We start from the raw sequence: 18,527 nt of genomic DNA, 5'->3' as shown, positions 1-18,527 counted from the left end.
GGGGTCGGCGGGACGGCCTCCGGTGGTCATCGGACGAGCTGGTAGCCCGCGACCCGGACCGCCTGCTCGACCTGCCCGAGCTCGAGGGCCGTCTCGCTGGTGACCAGGACGTTGCCGGTGCCGAGGTCGACGTCGACCTCGCGGACGCCGGACAGCTCGCCGAGCTCCTCGCGGACCGAACTGGCGCAGTGCCCGCAGGTCATCCCGGTCACCGCGTACGTCGTCTGGGTCATCGTCGTCCACCTTCCCGGCCCACGGCCGTGTCGTGGCGGGAAGGTCGGGTGCGGGAAGCGTTTGGTTCCCGCCGGTTTTCTTCAAGATCGTTTTCAACCGGATCGGCGTGGGCGACGTAGTAGCGGGTGTGAGGCCAGAACGCGCGAACGACGCCGACATCACGCGGTGGGCCCTGCTCGCCGGCCACGGCGACGGCCCGGCTCTCGAGCAGTTCCTCCGCGCCACCCAGCCCTTCGTCTGGCGGTTCGTCGCCGGGCTCTGCGACGCGCAGTCCGCGGACGACCTGAGCCAGGAGACCTACCTGCGGGCACTGGGCAGCCTGCACCGGTTCAAGGGCGACTCCTCGGCCCGGACCTGGCTGCTGTCCATCGCGCGGCGGACGGTCGCCGACCACATCCGCGCGCTGCAGGCCCGGCCACGGCGCTCGTCGGTGACCGACTGGGAGGCCGCGGCGGAGCGCACCGAGCCGTCCCGCGCGGCGCGGTTCGACGAGCAGGTCGTGCTCGACCAGCTGGTCCAGGCCCTCGACGTCGACCGGCGCGACGCGTTCGTGCTGACACAGACGCTGGGACTGTCCTATGCGGACGCCGCGGAAGTCTGCGGGTGTCCCGTGGGAACGATCCGCTCCCGGGTCGCCAGGGCGAGGGAAGACCTTTTGGCGGCCATGGCCGGAGTCCGGCCGGGCTATCCGGCGGTCAGCTGACCGAGTCCACTGTGGACTCGGTCAGATGACGTTGCCGCGCTCGTCGCGCGCGGTCAGCAGGTCCTCGCGGGCCCGGGCGACGCGGGAGCGCACGGTCCCGATCGGGCAGCCGCAGATCTCGGCGGCCTCGGCGTAGGTGTAGCCGAGCAGCTGGGTCAGCACGAGCGCCTCGCGCCGCTCGCCGTCCAGGTCCCGCAACAACAGCCCGACCTCGACGACCTCTTCGAACCCGGCGGAGTCCGCCCGGCTGCGGGCGGACTGTTCTTCCGCGGCCGCCGTCCAGTCCTGACCGGACAGCCGCGGTCGCGCCGAGCGCGCCCGGAAGTGGTCGACCACGGCCCGGCGGGCGATCGACAGCAGCCAGGTGCGTGACGACGACCGCCCGGCGAACCGGGTGAGCGAGGTCACCGCGCGGGCGTACGTTTCCTGCGTCAGGTCGTCGGCGATCACCGAGTCGGTCAGGTGGGCCACGAACCGCCAGACGTCGGCCTGGGTCGAGCGCACCCAGTCCGCGTAGGCGCGCTGGTCACCGCGCGCCGCGGCGAGGGCGAGCGCGGTGATCCGTTCGTCGTCACGATCCCGGCTGGAGTTCACGGAACGACACCGTAACCCACACCCCCGGGAACTCCGACGGGTCTCCGCGCGACTATGTGGAGGTGAACTGCTCCGACTTCCGCGAAGCGCTCTCGGCCCGGATCGACGGTGAAGCGGGTTCGCTGCCGGACGCGGTGGTGGACCGCCACCTCGCGGGCTGCCCGCACTGCCGGGCGTGGCACGACGACGCCGTGCGGCTGCGGCGGCTGCTGCTGGTCCGCGAGGCACCGCAGGTGCCCGACCTGACCGAGCGCATCCTCACCGAGGTCCCGGCCCCCTCGGCCCAGCGCTGGGGCCTGCGGATCGCGCTGGCCCTCGTCGCGCTCGTCCAGAGCGGCCTCGGGTTCGCCGAGCTCCTCGGCGCGGACGTCGGCCACGCCGGACACGGCGGGATGATGGCGATGGCGGTGCACCTCGGCAACGAGAGCGCGGCCTGGAACCTCGCGATGGGCTTCGGCCTGCTCTGGGCGGCGCTGCGCCCGGCGACGGCGTCGGGGCTGCTGCCCGCGCTGGCCGGGTTCGTGGCCGTCCTCGGTCTCGTGTCGGGCATCGACCTCTTCGACGGCGACGTGACCGTGTCCCGGGTGCTGTCCCACGGCCTGCTCGTGGCCGGGGTCGGGCTCCTCTACGGCGTCCGCCGCCAGCACCGCCGCACGTCGACGCCGGGCACGGGCGCCCGCGTCGAGCCCGCGGCACACGACGACGTCACGCTCGGCTGGGAACCCCGCGCCGAGGACGGCGGCCCGGCCCGGCGCCGCCGGTTCCCGCACCTGCCGGCCAGCCGTCGCCGCGCGGCTTGACGATCGCGGGAACCAGCCCGCCCCACCGGACGACTACCTCGGAGCCACTCAACTCCCGAGGAGCCGACGATGACCTCACGGCCTGACGACCTGCGTCACATCGCGACCTTCTGCGGCCAGTGCAACTGCGGCTGCCCGGAGCTGTACGTGGCCGAAGGCGCTCCGCCGGAGCGCGCGATCGTCATCACCGACGACTTCGGCCAGCGGATCGAGATGAGCCTCGAGCAGCTCGAGGTACTCGTCGCCGACGTCAAGGCCGGAGTGCTGGACAAGGTCCTCACCCCGTCGGCCGGCTGAACGATCGCAGCCGCAGGCTGTTGGAGACCACCAGGACCGACGACAGCGACATCGCGGCGCCGGCGATCAAGGGGTTGAGCAGGCCGAGTGCGGCCAGCGGGAGCGCGGCCACGTTGTAGCCGAAGGCCCACACGAGATTGCCGCGGATCGTCCGCAGCGTGTGGTCGGCGAGCCGGATGGCGTCCGGGACGACCCGCAGGTCCTCCCGCACGAGGACCACGTCGGCCGAGCGCAGCGCGATGTCGCTGCCGTGGGCCATGGCCATGCCGAGGTCGGCGGTCGCGAGCGCCGGGCCGTCGTTGACGCCGTCGCCGACCACGGCGACCCGGGCGCCCGCCCCGCGCAGCTCCTCGACCACACGGGCCTTGCCGGCCGGCAGCACGCTCGCCCGGACCTCGTCGACGCCGATCTCGGCGCCGACGGCCCGCGCCGGGATCTCGTGGTCGCCGGTGAGCAGCACGGTCCGCAGGCCCAGCTCGCGCAGCGCGGTCACGGCCGCCGCGGCCGAGGGCTTCACGACGTCGCGGACCACGAGCAGCCCGGCGACCTCGCCGTCGACGGCGACGAGCACCGGCACCGTGCCGGCCTGGTGTGCGGCGTCGACGTGCGCCTCGAACTCGGCGTCGAGGACGACGGCGCGTTCGGCGAACAGCTTCGGGCTGCCGGCCAGGACCACACAACCGTCCACTGTGCCCTGGGCGCCCAGCCCGGGCAGCGCCGTGAACCCGGTGACGTCGGGAAGATCGGCGAGTTCCGCGCGCGCCGCCGTCACGACGGCCGCGGCGATGGCGTGCTCGGAGCCGGCTTCGGTCGCGCCGGCGAACCACAGCAGGTCGCCGCGGCTGCGGCCGGGCGCCGGGTGGACGCCGGTGACGGTCATCCGGCCGGTGGTCACGGTGCCGGTCTTGTCGAGCACGACGGTGTCGATCCGCCGGCTGGCCTCCAGCGCGTCCGGGCCCTTGATGAGGATGCCCAGCTGAACACCGCGGCCGACCCCGGCCATCAGCGCGGTCGGCGTCGCCAGGCCCAGCGCGCACGGGCAGGCGATGATCAGCACCGACACGGCCGCGGTGAACGCGTCGCGCACCGGGTGCCCGGTGAGCAGCCACCCGCCGAGGGTGAGCAGCGACAGCACGAGCACGACCGGCACGAACACCGCGCAGATCCGGTCCACCAGCCGCTGCACCGACGCCTTGCGCGCCTGGGCCCGCTCGGCGAGCGCGGTCATCTGCGCGAGCTGGGTGTGGGCGCCGACGGCCGTGGCGCGCACGACCAGGCGGCCGTCCCGGTTCACCGACGCGCCGATCACCCGGTCACCCGGCCCGGCCTCCGCGGGCACCGGCTCGCCGGTCACCGCGCTGACGTCCACAGTGGACCGTCCACTGTCGACCACGCCGTCGGCGGCGAGCGCCTCCCCCGGCTTCACCACGAACAGGTCGCCGACGGCCAGCTCCCCCACCGGCACCATCCGCTCGACGCCGTCGCGCAGCACCCGCACGTCTTTCGCGGCGAGCGCGTCCAGGGCGGCCAGCAGCCCGGCGGCGCTTCGACGTGACCGGCTCTCGAAGTAGCGGCCGGCCAGCAGGAAGGTCGTCACCCCGGCGGCGACGTCGAGGTAGATCGCGTCCGCGCCGGCCGCGGTCGGCCCGAACCCCACCCAGTAGCCGGGGTCGTGGCCGCCGGCCAAGGTCGCCCACGCCGACCACGTGAAGGAAGCCAGGACACCGAGCGACACCAGCGTGTCCATACTGGACGATCGGTGCCGCAGGTTGCGCAACGCCGCCCGGTGGAACGGCAGCGCCGCCCAGAACACCACCGGCACCGCGAGGCCGAGGCAGAGCAGCTGCCAGCCGGGGAACCGGAGCGACGGGACCAGGGCCAGGGTGATGGAGAGGTTGCCCAGCGGCACGGCCAGCACCGCCGCGACGACCGACACGTGCCCGACGGCGACCAGCGGGAGCAGCCCGGCGGCGGCGACCACGGCGGCCGCGACGACGGTGCGCCAGGCCATCGCGGGCCAGGCCAGCGCGGTCGCCACCGCCGCCGCGACCGCGACGCAGAGCCAGGCCTTCGGTTCCTCGGTGGCGCTCAGCGTCGGCAGGAACACCTCGGGCCGCAGCACCCGCGCGACCGGCAGCCCCGCCGCAACCGCCGCCGAGAACGGCACGGCGACCACGGCCGCCGCCAGCCAGCACGCGGCACAGCCCGCGGCGAACCGGGAGGCCGCGAAGGCGTCGGCCGACAGGGCCCCGCCCTGTCGTCCAGGCGCGACGAACGCGGCGAACACCAAGCCACCGAACGCTCCCGCGGCCGCGGCGTCGGCCACGAACCGGACCACCGCGAAGCCGTAGGTCGTCAGCGGTCCCGGGTCGGCGTTGCCCAGCGGGCCGTACACGTCGCCCGCGGTGGCGACCACGAACAGCAGCAGCGCCAGCCCGGCCACCACCGCCGTCACGACCACGGCGCGGAACCCGGACGTCTTCACCCCTCAGACGTCGGCCGGAGACCACCCGGGGTTCCGCACTGTGATCCAGCCCACTTCGGACGTCCACTTCGGACGGTCGCGTCACGCCATGGTCAGCAGCATCAGGCCCATGCCGAGGGCCATCGCGCCGTCGGCGCCGCGACCCAGGAACCGCAGGGGCGGCCCCGACGCCCGCGCGTCGTCGAACGCGCGGGACAGGAAGACCAGGCCCGCCACCACGAACGCGGCCAGCAGCACGAGCGCGACGACGCGCACGTCGACCGGAGTGCCGCCGCCGGAGCCGGCGACGGGCATCGACATCCCGGGATGCCCCGGCATGTCCATCATCCCGCCGCCGGACATACCGCTCATCGCCCGCGGCATCACGAACACCATCCACGCCATGGCCGCCATCATCACCACGTGGTAGCCCGCCGCCCGGCGGCCGCCGTGGTCGGCGTGCGCGGCACCGGTCACCGCCACACCGGCGAACCACACCGCCGCGAGTCCGAACAGGACGGTCTGCGGCAGCCGCGCGAAGCCCATGCCCGCCGGCCACGCCATCACGACCATCGCCACGCACATGACGACGTGGAGGACGTCGCCCACCCGCTCCGCGGCGGTCCCCTGCCGCGCGCACCGGTAGGCGCAGAACGCCCCGGTGAGCACGAACAACACCGTCAGGATCCAGCGCAGGCCTTCCGCCGTGATCATGCGTCCACCTTCCGCCGCCGCAGCTCCAGGAGGCCGTCCACGACGACGAAACCCAGCAGTGACAACCCGAACAACGGCAGGTAGTAGCCGACGACGGCGACCACGACAACCGCCGGTGCCAGCACCCGTCCCGGGATCCGCCGCCACGCCCCTCGCGCCGGCGGCCGGCCGAACCGGGCCTCGCCGCGCGTCGGCCGCCGCAGCCACCACATCCGGTAGCCCCAGACGATCACGGCGACCAGCGCGACCGCCAGCAGCGTCAAGGCGATCTGGTTCCAGATCCCGAAGAGGAAGCCCATGTGGGCGTCGATCCCCCACGTGCTCAGCTTCGCCGCGAGGTTGTAGTCCGCGAACCGCAGGGTGTCGGTGACGGTCCCGGTCGCCGGGTCGACGGCCATCGAATCGGCCCGCACCGGCCAGCTCCGGCCGACCTGCGCCACGACGTAGGCCTCGCCGGGCCCGGCCGGCGGGCGGACCTCGACCGGGTCGGCCAGCCCGGCCCGCAGCGTGGCCTCGCGGGCGCCGTCGAAGCCGATGTCACGCCCGCTCGACGCGGGGACCGTGGCCGACACCGAAGGTGAGGTCCAGTCCAGTTGCGAGCGCAGTTCGCTGATGCTGTCGCCGGCGTACTGCGACCACGTCAGGCCGGTGGCGGACAGGAACAGCAGCCCGATCGCGAGAACCAGGCCGGTGCGGCCGTGCCAGGTCAGCAGCTTGACCCGGGGGCTCGGCGCCGACGCGCGCTTGCGGCGACGCCGGCCGAGCCAGAGCGCCAGCCCGGCCAGCGCGACGACCCACAGCCAGCTGGCCGCCAGTTCGCTGTACAGGCGGCCGAAGTCGCCGAGGTGGAGGCTGCGGTGCAGGACGTCGATCCAGCTGCGCAACGGCATCGCCTGTCCCGAGCCGTAGGTCTCCAGCTGGCCGCGGACGTCACCGGTGTGCGGGTCGACGAACACCGTCCAGTGGTAGCTGGCTTCCAGGCCGGGCCGGTCGAAGATCACCTGGGTCGTGTCGGTCGGCGTCATCCCGGGCCGCACCCCGGTCAGCGTGCCGTCCGGCACGAGGGCCCGGGCCGCCGCGGCCTGCTGGTCCAGCGGGACGGCGCCCGGCGCCGCGGGAACGTGCAGTTCCCGGTCGTAGACGGCCTGTTCCGCCTGCGGTGCCCAGACGTACGCCAGCCCGGTGACCGCGGCCACGAGCAGGAACGGGCTGATGAAGACGCCCGCGTAGAAGTGCAGGCGCAGCACCAGCGGCCGGATCGACGCCCAGCCGGCCCGCGGCTCGGCAACCGGCTCCGGTACGAGCTTTTCGCGCTCTTCGATGGACATCGGGCTCCCTTCAGCCGCCACGTCAACAGTCGGGTCCCGAGCGGCCGGGGTTCCCGGCCACACTGTGACGCGCCTCACTGCGCCGGATCATCGACAGTCCACTGTGGACTGTCGCAGCGGCTCATGCCCGCGCCGCAGCGACCCGTCACCTCGTCGCAGTCGTCCTCGTGGAGTAGTCGGCTGCCGGGCCGGGACGGTTCCCACCGACTCGCGCTGGATCGGCGGGCCACGCCGGTGCCGGAACAGACGTTCCGAAGGTCGGGTTCGAGCCGGACCAGCGTTCGGCTACCGACACCGCCGGCCCGCGTCACGCGGGCCCGGCACCAAGCCACCGCAAGCCAACCCCGCCGCACCAGAAGTCACACGCGCCACGCCGGTACCGGTCGTGAGTGTTTAGGAGGGTTAGAACCCTCCTAAACACTCACGACCCCCAGCCGCAGCGCCCGCGAGTCCCGACAGCCACGCAAGCCTCGGCGGTTCCCGTGGGCGGCCGAAGCCGACCGGAGTGGCCAGCACGGTGACCGGGGTGGCCGGGTTGGTGGTCAGGCGGCGGAGCCGTGGCGAGGCCGGGCTTTCGGGCCAGTCGGCCGATCCGAGCCGACGCGGCGACCGGGGTTGCCGGGTTGGTGGTCAGGCAGCGAGGGCCGTGGCAAGGCCGAGCTTTCCGACCAGCCGGCCGATCCGGGCCGACGCGGCGACCGGGGTTGCCGGGATGTGTGGTTAGGCGGCCAGGGCCGTGGCAAGGCCGAGCTTTCCGGCCATCCGACCGATCCGAGCCGACGCGGCGACCGGGGTTGCCGGGATGTGTGGTCAAGCGGCGGAGCCATGGCGAGGCCGAGTCTCCCGGCCAGTCGGCCGATCCGGCCGACACTGACGTGACTGCCGTACGGCGTCGGCGTTACCGCGTCGCGGCGGCCAGTGCCGCGCGGATGGCGTTCTCGCCGGCCGGCGACCCTTTCTCGTTCGAGAACGGCCCGTACGGGGTTCCCCATACCGGCGTGCCCGTCGCTTGTCGCCAGCCGTCTGGCAGCGATCCCGTGTCCACCACGCCGTACCCGATGGACTCGACGAACTCGGTCACCTTCGCCTTCGCGGAGTTCCCGGCGATCGGCAGGTACGAGCGGTCGGCCGCCCCCACCGGCCGGGCGAGTGCCCGCAGGTGCTTGTGGAAGATGTTGTTGAACGCCTTCACGAGCAGGGCGTCCGGGAGGTACCGCAGCAACAGTTCGCTCGAGGTCAGCGATCCGCTGTCGAGCTCGGCGATGTGCCCGTCACGCTCGGGGCCGTAGTTGCACGTGTCGATGACCGTCTTCCCGGCCAGTGCCGCGGCGGGCAAGTCGGGGAACGCCGTGACCGGCACCGTGACCACCACGATGTCGCCGGCCGCCGCTGCCTCCCCGCTCGTCGCCGCGGACGCCCGCGGCCCCAGCTCCGCGACCGCGTCCGCGAGCGTTCCGGGACCGCGTGAGTTGCTGAGCACGACCTGGTGCCCGGCGTCGACCGCGAGCCGCGCGACGGCGCTGCCGATGTTGCCACTTCCGATGAATCCCACCGTCGTCATGGTCGGCGCCTTCCTTCAGCTGGCGGGAAAGTAGTGGCCGTTGTCCAGATCGGCGAGCAGGTCGGGCTGACCGGGCTCCCAGCCGAGGGTCCGACGGGTGATCCGGCTGGACACCGGCAGGTCCAGCGTGACCACGGCCGCGAGGAACCCGAAATAGCCCGGCAGCATCAGCTCGTCCAGCGGAATGCTCACGGCGGGCACACCCACACGGCTGCCGATGGCCTCCGCGATCGCGCGGAACGGGATGCCGTCGCTCTCGACGGCGTGCCAGTACCGGCCGGCCGCGCCCTTCTCCAGCGCCAGACGGAACACGGACGCGGCGTCGCGGACGTGCACCGCGTTCCACCGGTTCGCGCCGTCTCCGGGGTAGCCGGCGAAGCCCTTTTCCTTCGCGACGGCGATCAGTGCGGTGAGGAAGCCCGCGTCGGTCGTGCTGTGCATGATGGTGGGGAGCCGCACGACCGAGGACCGCACTCCCCGCTCGGCGAGGCCGGCCACGGCGGTTTCCACGACGTTGCGAGCCCGCAGGGTGCCCCTGTGCTCGTCGCCGGCCGGCAGGGCCGGGTCGTCCTCGGTGGCCGGGCGGTCCAGCGTCCTGCCGTTCCCGGGCGAGCCGATGCTCCCGGCCGTGACCAGCGGCTTTCCGGTTCCCGCGAGGGCCTCGCCGTACGCGAGCACGATCGGCAGCTCCGCGGCGGCCACGGCGTCCATCCCGCCGGCCGGCAGCAGGTCCTGCCGGTGCGCGACGTGGATGACGCCGTCGGAACCGGCGGCCGCCTCCTTGAGCCCGTCGAGGTCCTCGAGGCTGCCGCGACGCACCTTCGCGCCGAGTGCGGACAACGCCGCCGCGGCGGCGTCCGATCGGGCCAGGCCGGTGACCTCGTGCCCGGCGGCGATGAGGTCCGGGACGAGGTACGAGCCGGCGTGGCCGGTCCCGCCGGTGACGAAAACGCGCATGTTCTTGGTGCTCCTTAAAGGGATTGTGCTCCGCTTATCCGAGGATCGTGACGCCGAGCGCGACGTCGAACCCCGCGCCGCTGCGGGCCAGGCCCATCAGCAGCAGGCCGGCGCCCTCCAGCCAGTGCGCCATCGCCAGGCCGCCGGCGTCCAGCGGCCGCAGCCCGAGGCTTTCGACGAACGCCGACACGCTCGCCTTGGCTCCCGCGTCGTCGCCGGCGACGAGCACGTCCAGCGGGCCGCCCTTGGCCAGGACGTGCCCGAAGACGGTGTTGAACGCCTTGACCACGTGCGCGCTCGCCGGGGCGGCCTCGGCGATCTCCTGCGCGGCGGAACTGCCCTCGGGGGTGACCAGCACGGTGTCGTCGGGGCCGGCGAACGTGTTGGAGATGTCGACGATGACCTTGCCGGCCAGCGCGTCCCCGTACTGGGTGACCACGGGCACGCCGCCGGCGTGCGGCACGGCGAGGATGACGAGGTCGCCGGCCGGGGTGGCGCCGAAGGTCCCCGCTGTGGCGCCGAGGGCCGCGGCCACCTCCTTGGCCTTGACGGCGTCGCGGCCGATGACCTCGACGGTGTGGCCGCTCTCGACCGCGCGGGCGCCGATCGCGCGGGCCATGCCGCCCAGGCCGATGATGCTGATGTTGTTCATGATGTGCTGCTTCCCGGAGCCGGACAGGACGCGCAGTCCCGTCGTCGTCCACTGTCGAGCCGTCGACGCCGCCGGATGACGTGCCTGAACGGCGTCCTGATCCCGAGGCTGCCAGCGGCCCGAGTGCGTGTCCAAGACCTCTTTCAGCTGCTGCGATACCCTGGAGGCATCGCCGGACCGGGAGGCTCCATGGATCTGGACCTGCGCAAGCTGCGCTACTTCGTCGCCGTCGCCGACAAGCTGCACTTCGGCCGCGCCGCCGATGAGCTGCACATCGCCCAGCCGGTGCTCAGCCGGCAGATCCGCGCGCTGGAGAAGGATCTCGGTGCCGCACTGCTGGCCCGGGACAGCCACGGCGTCACACTGACCGACGCCGGCCGGCAGCTGCTGGCCGACGCCGGCCCGCTGCTCGCCTCCGCGCAGGCGGCCCGCCACCGGGTGACCGTGGCCGCACGGGGCAGCCGGCGGCTGATGGTCGGCTTCCGGGCGGGTGTCGCGACGGCCCCCGCGGTGAACCTGTTCGCCGCCCGCCATCCGGACGTCCCCGTTGACGTACAACGGATCGAGAGCGACGACCAGGCCCCGATGCTGCTCGACGGCCGCATCGACATCGCCTACGTACGACTGCCCATCGACGAGGCAGGCTTGCGCGTCGCCCCGCTCTACACCGAACCCCGGGTAGCGGTACTGCCCGCCGGCCATCGGTTGGCCGGCAAGGAGGAAGTCACCGAAGCCGACCTGGCCGGCGAGCCGCTGATCTGGCCCGCCGACACCAGCACGCAGCCGACCGGACGCCCCACCCCAACGCCGGCTATGTGGTACGCGGAGTGGACGAAACCCTCGAGCACGTAGCGGCCGGCCGGGGCATCTCGTTCCTGGCCCGCTCGGCGACGGTGTTCTACTCCCACCCGGACATCAGCTACGTGCCCATCCCGGATCTGGCACCGGAACAGGTGTGCCTCGCGGTGGCGGCATCCCGCACCTCGCCAGTGGTCGACGACTTCTTCGCCGCGGCCCAGGAGGCAGCCGACATCACGGCGGAGTGCGGCAACTACGACATGTGGCAACGCGGCGGCGCTGCCGCGGCAAAGCACGATTGAGCAGTCCGGCCGATAACAGCCATTGCGGCGTACAGCGGCTGGTGCTGACCACGTTCGACGTGATGAGGCCGGATCGCTGCCGGTCGGGGGCAACCTCAAGCGCCGTACTACGAAGCCAAAGCCACGTCAGTCCTCTGTGGACGCCTCGCCCTCCCTCGCGGCCCGCTGGCCGCGGTGTGCGGCCATCCGGATCGGGGAGTTCGCCGCGCCGTCACCCGCGTAGCCGCCGATTCGTTGCACCACCTCGAAGAAGACCCGGCCACCGAGCACCAGCGTGAAGAAGTGCAGCAGCTCTCCATGCTCGTCGCGGTCGTAGAGCACCGACTGCCGCCTCAGGGCCGTGAGCAGCTCGGGGTCCGGGGCCAGGCGGGCGTCGAGGTCGTCGTAGTAGTTGCCCGGGATCTCGAGCAGCGGCGCGCCGAGTTCCCGCATCCGGCGGGCGCTCGCGAGCGCGTCGTCGCTGGTCAGGGCGATTCGCTGGGGCTCCCGTACGCTCGGTGCCCACTCCCCTCGCCGCAGCAGCGCCGACTCCAGGGCGATGCGGACGCGGCCGGACGGGTCCGTGACCGTGCGGCTGCGCACGAGGCCGAACGGCGCCGCGAACTCCGTCACCGGCTCCGGCTCGAGGCCGAGCACCGCGCGGTAGAACAACGTCGCCTCGTCGAAGTGGTCGAACGGCTGGGTGAGGCCCAGGTAGCCGATCCCGGTCACCCCGGCACCCGGGCCGGGAGCGTCGGACAGCGTGAAGTCGCCGAGCCAGCTGTCGCCGGTTTCCGCGCCGGTGCGGCAGAAGAAGACCGACGTCCCGTCCGGCGCGGCGATCGCCGAGAGGTCCGCCTCGTCCGCGCGGTGGTCGCGCGGCAGGATCGGCGCCCGCAGCCGCTGGGCGCGCCGGGCCGAGGCGACCGGGTCCGCGCTCTCGACGGCGACCGCGCCGACCGACGCGCTCCCGGTGGGGCCCGAACCGTCGGTGTTGAGCAGGATCCGCGCGTCGCCCTGCTGCCACAACCGGACGGGCTTGGACCGGTGCCGGCCCGTCTCCGCGAAACCCAGTCCGCGCAACGCGTCCGCCACCCGCGGCGCCGACACGTCGTCGACGGCCAGCTCGACGAACGTGTGCCCGGCCAGCGCCGGGGCGGGCGGCAGGTCCGCGACCCCGAGGTTCTCCTGCAGGGCCAGCAGGGAGCGCATCGCGTCGACGGCGGCCGGTGCCGGGTCGGCCTGGCGGAAGACGTCGTTGAACACCTCCAGCGACAGCGGCCCGCGGTACCCGGCCGCGAGCACGTGCCCGGTGAAGGCGGTCAGGTCGAACGAGCCCTGGCCCGGAAACAGCCGGTGGTGGCGGCTCCACTGCAGCACGTCCATCTGCAGCCGCGGCGCGTCGGCCAGCTGCAGGAAGAACAGCTTCTCGCCGGGGATCGTGCTGATCGCGGCCGGGTCGCTGCCGCGCGAGAGGATGTGGAAGCTGTCGAGGCACAACCCCAGGGCGGGGTGGGCGGCCCGGCGCACGATCCGCCAGGAGTGCTCGTAGGTGTTGACGAACCGGCCCCAGGCCAGCGCTTCGTAGGCGATCCGCAGGCCCCGCGCGGCGGCGTGCTCGGCCAGCAGGTGCAGCTGCTCGGCGGCGAGATCGTCGTCGTCGACCGCGTCCGGCGACACCGTCGAGCAGACCAGCATGGTGGCGGTGCCCAGCTGCTCCATGACGTCGAACTTCAGCTCCGCGCGCCGGAGGTTCCGCGCGAGCACGGGCGGCGACACCGCCTCGAAGTCCCGGAACGGCTGGTACAGGTCGATCGACAGACCCAGCTCGGCGCAGTGCTCGCCGACCTCCTTCGCCGACCACGGCGACGCGACGAGGTCGTTCTCGAAGATCTCGACGCCGTCGAACCCGGCCCGGGCGGCCGCGGTCAGCTTGTCTTCGAGCGTCCCGGAGAGGCAGACGGTGGCGATCGAACGGCGGGAGTCAGTCGAGGACATCGGCGGGCTGCCTTTCACGTGGGGTGTCTCCGGTCAGCACGCCGAGGTGACGCAGCATCCGCCCGGCGTCGGGCTCGGCGCCGGTGAACAGGGTGAACGCCTCCGCCGCCTGGAACACGGCCATCCGGCCACCCTCGAGCACCGGCGCGCCGAGGGCGCGGGCGGTGCGGACCAGCTCCGTTTCGAGCGGCCGGTAGACCACCTCCGCGACCCACAGGCCGGGACGCAGCAGGCCGGCGGGAAGCGGCAGGCCGGGGTGGGCGGCCATCCCGGTCGGGGTGGCGTGCACGAGGCCGTCCGCGGCGGCGACGTCCGTCGCGAGGTCCGTGCCCGCCGACGCGCGGTCGGCCCCGAAGCGGCCGGCGAGGGCGGCGGCGAGCGCTTCGGCGCGGCCGGCGTCGACGTCGAAGACCCGGACGCGCTCCGCCCCGGCGGTGAGCAGGCCGTGGGTCACCGCGGCACCGGCGCCGCCCGCGCCGAGCACCACGACGGTGCCGAGGTCGACGTCCGGCAGCCCGGTCCGGAGCGCGCGGGCGAAGCCGGACCAGTCGGTGTTGTGCCCGATCGCCCGGCCGTCCCGGAAGACGACGGTGTTGACCGCCGCCAGGGCCGCGGCGTCGGCGGACAGCTCGTCGAGGTGCTCGAGCACCAGCTGCTTGCACGGGTGGGTGATGTTGAGCCCGCGGTAGCCGGCGTCGCGGGCCGCGGCCAGCAGCGGACCGACGGCGGTGGCCGGCACCGCGTGGTCGTCCAGGTCGAACCGCGCGTAGACCAGCTCCAGCCCGAGCCGGCGGGCCTCGGTCTCGTGCAGCGGCGGGCTCAGCGACGGCCCGATGCCCGCGCCGATCAGCCCCGTCAGCACCGTGCCCGGCCGCGCCCGCGACGCGGTGGCGCGGATCGCCTCGACAGCCGAAGACAAGAACACGACCACTCCCGTAATGTACGAACTAGTACGTTATTTGTACCTCATGGCACCGGTGCCGTGAAGGGGCTTCGATCCCCCACGACGTCCTAGAGTGGGCACACCAGCCGAAGCGAGGAAGGACGTCCGTGGCCGCACCAGCACAGGACGAGGTGGCGAAAGGCGGGCCCGAACGCATCCGCGACGCGGACCGGACCCGCGCCGAGATCCTCGACACGGCCGCCCGCGAGTTCGCCGAAAAGGGCTTCGACGGCGCGCGGGTGGACGAGATCGCCGCGAAGACCCGCACCACCAAGCGGATGATCTACTACTACTTCACCAACAAGGACCAACTGTTCGTCGAGGTCCTCGAACGGGCCTACACCGTCATCCGCTCCCTCGAGCGGAACCTCGACGTCGACCACCTCGACCCCGCTGAGGCCATCCGGCAGCTCGCGGGGCTCACCTTCGACCACCACGAGTCCCACCCGGACTTCGTGCGGCTGGTCAGCATCGAGAACATCCACCGCGCCGAGCACATCGCCCGCTCGAGCGCGCTGTCCAACCTGGCCAACCCGGCCCTCGACGTGCTCACCCGCATCCTCGCTCGCGGCCGCGAAGCCGGGCAGTTCCGTGACGACGTCGACGCGCTCGACGTGCACATGACGATCAGCGCGTTCTGCGTGTTCCGCACCGCGAACCGCTACACGTTCAACGCCATCTTCGACCGCGACATGCTGGACCCCGCGCACCGCGAGCACCACCGGCGCATGCTCGCCGACATGCTCGTCAGCTACCTGACGACGCGCTGAGCCCGCACGCGATCCGACCGGCGGGCACTTCTCCCCCAAAGTTTCTCCCCGGCGCGTGTCGAGAACGGACGGCCGGCTCCGACCAGTGGGCACCGGCGGCCGAACAGGGCCGCCACCACGGCAGGAGCACGAACGATGACCAAGGTGACCGCGCAGATGTCGATATCCCTCGACGGCTTCTACACCGGACCACGCGACACGCAGCACCCCCTGGACATGAGCGGCTGGATGCGGGGCCCCGAAGCGCCCGGCTTCTTCCGGGTCACCCGCTGGGTCGTCGACGCCGCGGCCTGGCGCGAGCGACAGGGCTTCGACGGCGGTGAGCAGTCGGTCGACTCGGAGATCATCGAGGAGACGTTCGCCGCGGCCGGGGCCTACGTCATGGGCCGGCGCATGTTCGACGCCGGCGAGTTCCCCTGGGGCGACGAGCCGCCGTTCCACGCGCCGGTGTTCGTCGTCACCCACCGTCCCCGCGAGGTGCTCGAACGCGAGGGCGGCACCTCCTTCACGTTCGTCACCGACGGGCTCGAGCGGGCCGTCGAGCTGGCCCGCGCCGCCGCCGGCGACAAGGACGTCGCGGTGGCCGGCGGCGGGGAGCTCCTGCAGCAGGTGCTGCGCGCCGGGCTGCTCGACCAGCTCGAGCTGCACATCGCCCCGGTCCTGCTCGGCGACGGCCAGCACTTGCTCGGCGCCGGTCTCGGTCTCGGCGCGGACGACGGCATCGAGCTGGTCCCGACCCGGGTTGCCGCGACGCCGGGGGTCACCCATATTCGCTATACCGTCACCGGGCGGTCGAAGCTGGTGCTGGACGATCGCGGGGCCAGCGGCGAGCTGGTCGGACCGGGCCGGCCGGAGCAGAGGAGCGCGCTGTGAAGTACATGCTGCTGATCTACGGCAACGAGGAAGCCTTCACCTCGATCGGCGCGGAGGCCCTCGCCGAGCTCATCCGCGAGACCGACGCCCTCAACCAGGAGCTGTTCGAGTCCGGCGAGCTGGTCGGCGCCTACGGGATGGCCGACCAGATGAACTCCAAGATGGTCCGGGTCAGCGGCGGGACGCCGGTGGTGACCGACGGCCCCTTCGCCGAGGCCAAGGAGTACCTGGGCAGCTTCACGATCCTCGACTGCGACAGCCTGGACCGGGCCCTGGAGATCGCGGCCCGCAACCCGTCGGCGCGCCACTGGGGTGTCGAGGTCCGGCCGCTCATGCACGAGGCCGACGTCGAGCCGTGACCGACTGGCAGGCCGTCCGGCGGCTGGTCCCGGAGGTGCTCGGTGCGCTGGTGCGCCGCTACGGCCTGTTCGACGCCTGCGAGGACGCCGTCCAGGAGGCCCTGGTGGCGGCGACGACCCAGTGGCCGGTCGAGGGGTGGCCGGAGAGTCCCCGGGCGTGGCTGACGACGGTGGCGACGCGGCGCCTCGCCGACCAGGTGCGCAGCGACGTCGCCCGGCGCCGGCGGGAGGAGGCGGACGCGATCCGCACGCCGCCTCCGCCCGCCGGCGGCGAGGTGCGCGCCGGCGACGACACCCTCACGCTGCTGTTCCTGTGCTGCCACCCGGTGCTGACCGCCCCGTCGCAGATCGCGCTGACCCTGCGGGCCGTCGGCGGTCTGTCGACCGCCGAGATCGCCCGGGCCTTCCTCGTGCCCGAGGCGACCATGGGGCAGCGCATCAGCCGGGCGAAGCAACGCATCAAGGCCGCCGGCGCCGGCTTCGCCCTGCCGCCGCCGGCCGAGCAGGCGCAGCGGCTCGGCGTCGTGCTCCACGTGGTCTACCTCGTCTTCAACGAGGGCTACACGGCCACGTCGGGGGCGCGGCTGGTGCGGGCCGAGCTGACGGCCGAGGCCATCCGGCTGGCCCGCGAGCTGCACCGGCTGGTCCCCGGCGACGGCGAAGTGGCCGGGCTGCTGGGCTTGCTGCTGCTGACCGACGCCAGGCGCCGGGCCCGCACGGCCCCGGACGGGTCGCTGGTGCCGCTGAGCGAGCAGGACCGGACGCGCTGGAACGCCGAGGCCATCGCCGAGGGCGTGGCGCTGGTGACCGGCGCCCTGTCGCGGGGCCCGATCGGGCCGTACCAGCTGCAGGCCGCCATCGCCGCCGTCCACGACGAGGCCCCCACCGCCGCGGCCACCGACTGGCCGCAGATCCTGGCCCTCTACACGGTTCTCGAGCGCGTGGCCCCCAACCCGACGGTGACCCTCAACCGGGCGGTGGCGGTCGCCGAGGTGCACGGACCCGCGGCCGGGCTGGCCCTGCTCGACGCCGTCTCGGCCGACGAGCGCATCTCCGCGTCCCACCACCTCGTGTCCGTGCGGGCCCACCTGCTGGAGCTGGCCGGCGACCACGACGCGGCCCGCGCCGGCTACCACGAGGCGGCCCGGCGCACCACCAGCGAACCCGAGCGGCGGCACCTCCTGACCCGCGCCGCACGGCTGGGGTGACCTCACCCCGCCGTCGTGAGCGTGCCCCGAAGACCGGGACATTTCTCCAAAATGTTGGTAAAACTTTCACGAGATCGGGGTCACAGGTGGTTTCCTCTGTTAGGTAACTTTCCTAACTAACCAGGGAGGGTCCCCGCTCATGTCATCCCGCAAGCGCTTCGCTGTGGTAGCCGCCGCGGCTCTGACGCTCATCGCGCCGCCGCTCGGCGTCAAGGTCGCCGAGGCGGCCACCGCTTCCCCTGCCTCAGTAGACAAGACGTACACGGCCGCCGAAGTACTGGCCGGCGTCCAGAAGAACAGCACGACCGCGAACAAGGTCAACTCCAAGCCCCACATCAACACCATGACGCGGTCGCAGAACGTGAACGTGTTCCAGGTGTCGTCGGGCGTCTACGCCTACAGCTCGTCCCTGGCCGTCGACGACGACGGCAGCGACCCCGATTCCGACCCGGACCACCAGGACGAGACGACCTTCCAGGACAGCAACGGCGACCAGCTGGCCGCGCACCACGTGCCGTTCTACGTGCTGGGTGACGACTGCTACGACCGCAAGAGCCCGTGCCCGCACTTCTTCTACAAGGAGCACGGCATCAAGGGGCGCCAGTTCGCGCTGATGTTCTACAAGAGCAAGGTGATCGGCGCGATCTTCGGCGACACGCAGACGGGCAACGACCAGACCACATCGGACAACGACTCCCGCGAACTGGGCGAGGCGTCGGTGAAAGCGGCCTCATCGCTCGGCATCCCCAGCAGCGGCACCACGGGCGGCGTCGACAACGGCGTGACCGTGGTGATCTTCTCCGGCTCGTCCTGGGTCGTCAACGGCGCGAACTCCAGCCTGAACGCCAACGCCCAGGCCTTGGTCCAGAAGGCCCTGGACAGCCTCGGCACCAGCATGGGCATCTGAAGTCCTTGCGAGGAAACAAAGTCGACCGTGACCACCGCCAGGAAGACGAACATGGCGGTGGTCGCGGTTTTCGTAGCGGTCCGCGT

At 72.8% G+C, this 18,527-nt stretch carries 18 protein-coding genes and 1 pseudogene; 9 read left to right on the top strand and 10 right to left on the bottom strand.

All coding sequences use genetic code 11. The features are described 5' to 3' along the window. Positions 1-26: 26 nt before the first annotated feature. On the bottom strand, positions 27-233 hold the full coding sequence (locus OG439_RS11190) for a heavy-metal-associated domain-containing protein (RefSeq protein ID WP_326949314.1): 207 nt from the start codon (positions 231-233) through the stop codon (positions 27-29). Positions 234-361: 128 nt separating this feature from the next. On the opposite strand from OG439_RS11190, the gene OG439_RS11185 reads away from it, so the two are divergent. Next, positions 362-937, top strand: a complete 576-nt coding sequence (locus OG439_RS11185) for a sigma-70 family RNA polymerase sigma factor (protein ID WP_326949313.1) — start codon at positions 362-364, stop codon at positions 935-937. A gap of 21 nt (positions 938-958) precedes the next feature. Here OG439_RS11185 and OG439_RS11180 read toward each other — a convergent pair whose 3' ends face one another. After that, complete coding sequence (locus OG439_RS11180) at positions 959-1,531, bottom strand: sigma-70 family RNA polymerase sigma factor (RefSeq protein WP_326949312.1); 573 nt, start codon at positions 1,529-1,531, stop codon at positions 959-961. Between the two features lie 62 nt (positions 1,532-1,593). Between OG439_RS11180 and OG439_RS11175 the strand changes: the two genes are divergently transcribed. Beyond that, positions 1,594-2,331 carry a zf-HC2 domain-containing protein gene (locus OG439_RS11175; RefSeq protein WP_326949311.1) on the top strand — a complete coding sequence of 246 codons (738 nt, stop codon included), beginning with the start codon at positions 1,594-1,596 and terminating at the stop codon, positions 2,329-2,331. Positions 2,332-2,400: 69 nt separating this feature from the next. Next, entirely contained in the window at positions 2,401-2,628 is a 228-nt protein-coding gene (locus OG439_RS11170) for a hypothetical protein (RefSeq protein WP_326949310.1), read from the top strand. Here the strand turns inward: OG439_RS11170 and OG439_RS11165 are convergent. From OG439_RS11165 to OG439_RS11140, 6 genes are all read right to left on the bottom strand, one after another. After that, positions 2,609-5,113 (bottom strand): heavy metal translocating P-type ATPase, encoded by a 2,505-nt coding sequence (locus OG439_RS11165; protein ID WP_326949309.1) that lies wholly within the window; start codon positions 5,111-5,113, stop codon positions 2,609-2,611. The genes OG439_RS11170 and OG439_RS11165 overlap by 20 nt on opposite strands. 81 nt (positions 5,114-5,194) lie before the next feature. Continuing rightward, positions 5,195-5,806 carry a DUF5134 domain-containing protein gene (locus OG439_RS11160; RefSeq protein ID WP_326949308.1) on the bottom strand — a complete coding sequence of 204 codons (612 nt, stop codon included), beginning with the start codon at positions 5,804-5,806 and terminating at the stop codon, positions 5,195-5,197. After that, entirely contained in the window at positions 5,803-7,134 is a 1,332-nt protein-coding gene (locus tag OG439_RS11155; protein WP_326949307.1) for a PepSY-associated TM helix domain-containing protein, read from the bottom strand. The genes OG439_RS11160 and OG439_RS11155 overlap by 4 nt, the downstream gene beginning before the upstream one ends. 898 nt (positions 7,135-8,032) lie before the next feature. Further along, positions 8,033-8,695, bottom strand: a complete 663-nt coding sequence (locus OG439_RS11150) for an NADPH-dependent F420 reductase (protein ID WP_326949306.1) — start codon at positions 8,693-8,695, stop codon at positions 8,033-8,035. A 15-nt stretch (positions 8,696-8,710) separates the two neighbouring features. Next, entirely contained in the window at positions 8,711-9,652 is a 942-nt protein-coding gene (locus tag OG439_RS11145; protein ID WP_326949305.1) for an SDR family oxidoreductase, read from the bottom strand. Positions 9,653-9,686: 34 nt separating this feature from the next. After that, complete coding sequence (locus OG439_RS11140) at positions 9,687-10,304, bottom strand: NADPH-dependent F420 reductase (protein ID WP_326949304.1); 618 nt, start codon at positions 10,302-10,304, stop codon at positions 9,687-9,689. A 75-nt stretch (positions 10,305-10,379) separates the two neighbouring features. On the opposite strand from OG439_RS11140, the pseudogene OG439_RS11135 reads away from it, so the two are divergent. Then, positions 10,380-11,404: pseudogene (locus tag OG439_RS11135) on the top strand (LysR family transcriptional regulator). A gap of 126 nt (positions 11,405-11,530) precedes the next feature. Here the strand turns inward: OG439_RS11135 and OG439_RS11130 are convergent. Continuing rightward, positions 11,531-13,381 (bottom strand): bifunctional sugar phosphate isomerase/epimerase/4-hydroxyphenylpyruvate dioxygenase family protein, encoded by a 1,851-nt coding sequence (locus OG439_RS11130; RefSeq protein ID WP_326949303.1) that lies wholly within the window; start codon positions 13,379-13,381, stop codon positions 11,531-11,533. Then, complete coding sequence (locus OG439_RS11125; protein ID WP_442792299.1) at positions 13,368-14,312, bottom strand: shikimate dehydrogenase; 945 nt, start codon at positions 14,310-14,312, stop codon at positions 13,368-13,370. The genes OG439_RS11130 and OG439_RS11125 overlap by 14 nt, the downstream gene beginning before the upstream one ends. 119 nt (positions 14,313-14,431) lie before the next feature. On the opposite strand from OG439_RS11125, the gene OG439_RS11120 reads away from it, so the two are divergent. The 5 genes from OG439_RS11120 (at position 14,432) to OG439_RS11100 (ending at position 18,441) form a co-directional block, all read left to right on the top strand. Further along, the gene (locus OG439_RS11120; RefSeq protein ID WP_326949302.1) at positions 14,432-15,094 is read left to right on the top strand and encodes a TetR/AcrR family transcriptional regulator; all 663 of its coding nucleotides are present in this window, start codon (positions 14,432-14,434) and stop codon (positions 15,092-15,094) included. Between the two features lie 135 nt (positions 15,095-15,229). Next, positions 15,230-15,967 carry a dihydrofolate reductase family protein gene (locus tag OG439_RS11115; RefSeq protein ID WP_326949301.1) on the top strand — a complete coding sequence of 246 codons (738 nt, stop codon included), beginning with the start codon at positions 15,230-15,232 and terminating at the stop codon, positions 15,965-15,967. A 5-nt stretch (positions 15,968-15,972) separates the two neighbouring features. Next, positions 15,973-16,326 (top strand): YciI family protein, encoded by a 354-nt coding sequence (locus OG439_RS11110; RefSeq protein ID WP_326951526.1) that lies wholly within the window; start codon positions 15,973-15,975, stop codon positions 16,324-16,326. Then, on the top strand, positions 16,323-17,534 hold the full coding sequence (locus tag OG439_RS11105) for an RNA polymerase sigma factor (RefSeq protein WP_326949300.1): 1,212 nt from the start codon (positions 16,323-16,325) through the stop codon (positions 17,532-17,534). Before OG439_RS11110 ends, OG439_RS11105 begins: the two co-directional genes overlap by 4 nt. Positions 17,535-17,673: 139 nt before the next feature. Beyond that, positions 17,674-18,441, top strand: coding sequence for a glycoside hydrolase family 75 protein (locus OG439_RS11100; protein ID WP_326949298.1), 768 nt, complete (start codon positions 17,674-17,676; stop codon positions 18,439-18,441). The last annotated feature ends 86 nt before the right edge of the window (positions 18,442-18,527 follow it).

The sequence above is a fragment of the Amycolatopsis sp. NBC_01307 genome, assembly GCF_035975215.1.
Classification (GTDB): domain Bacteria; phylum Actinomycetota; class Actinomycetes; order Mycobacteriales; family Pseudonocardiaceae; genus Amycolatopsis.
The sequence above is the reverse complement of the archived record's forward strand: the minus strand, read 5'-3'. Positions and strand labels throughout refer to the sequence as shown.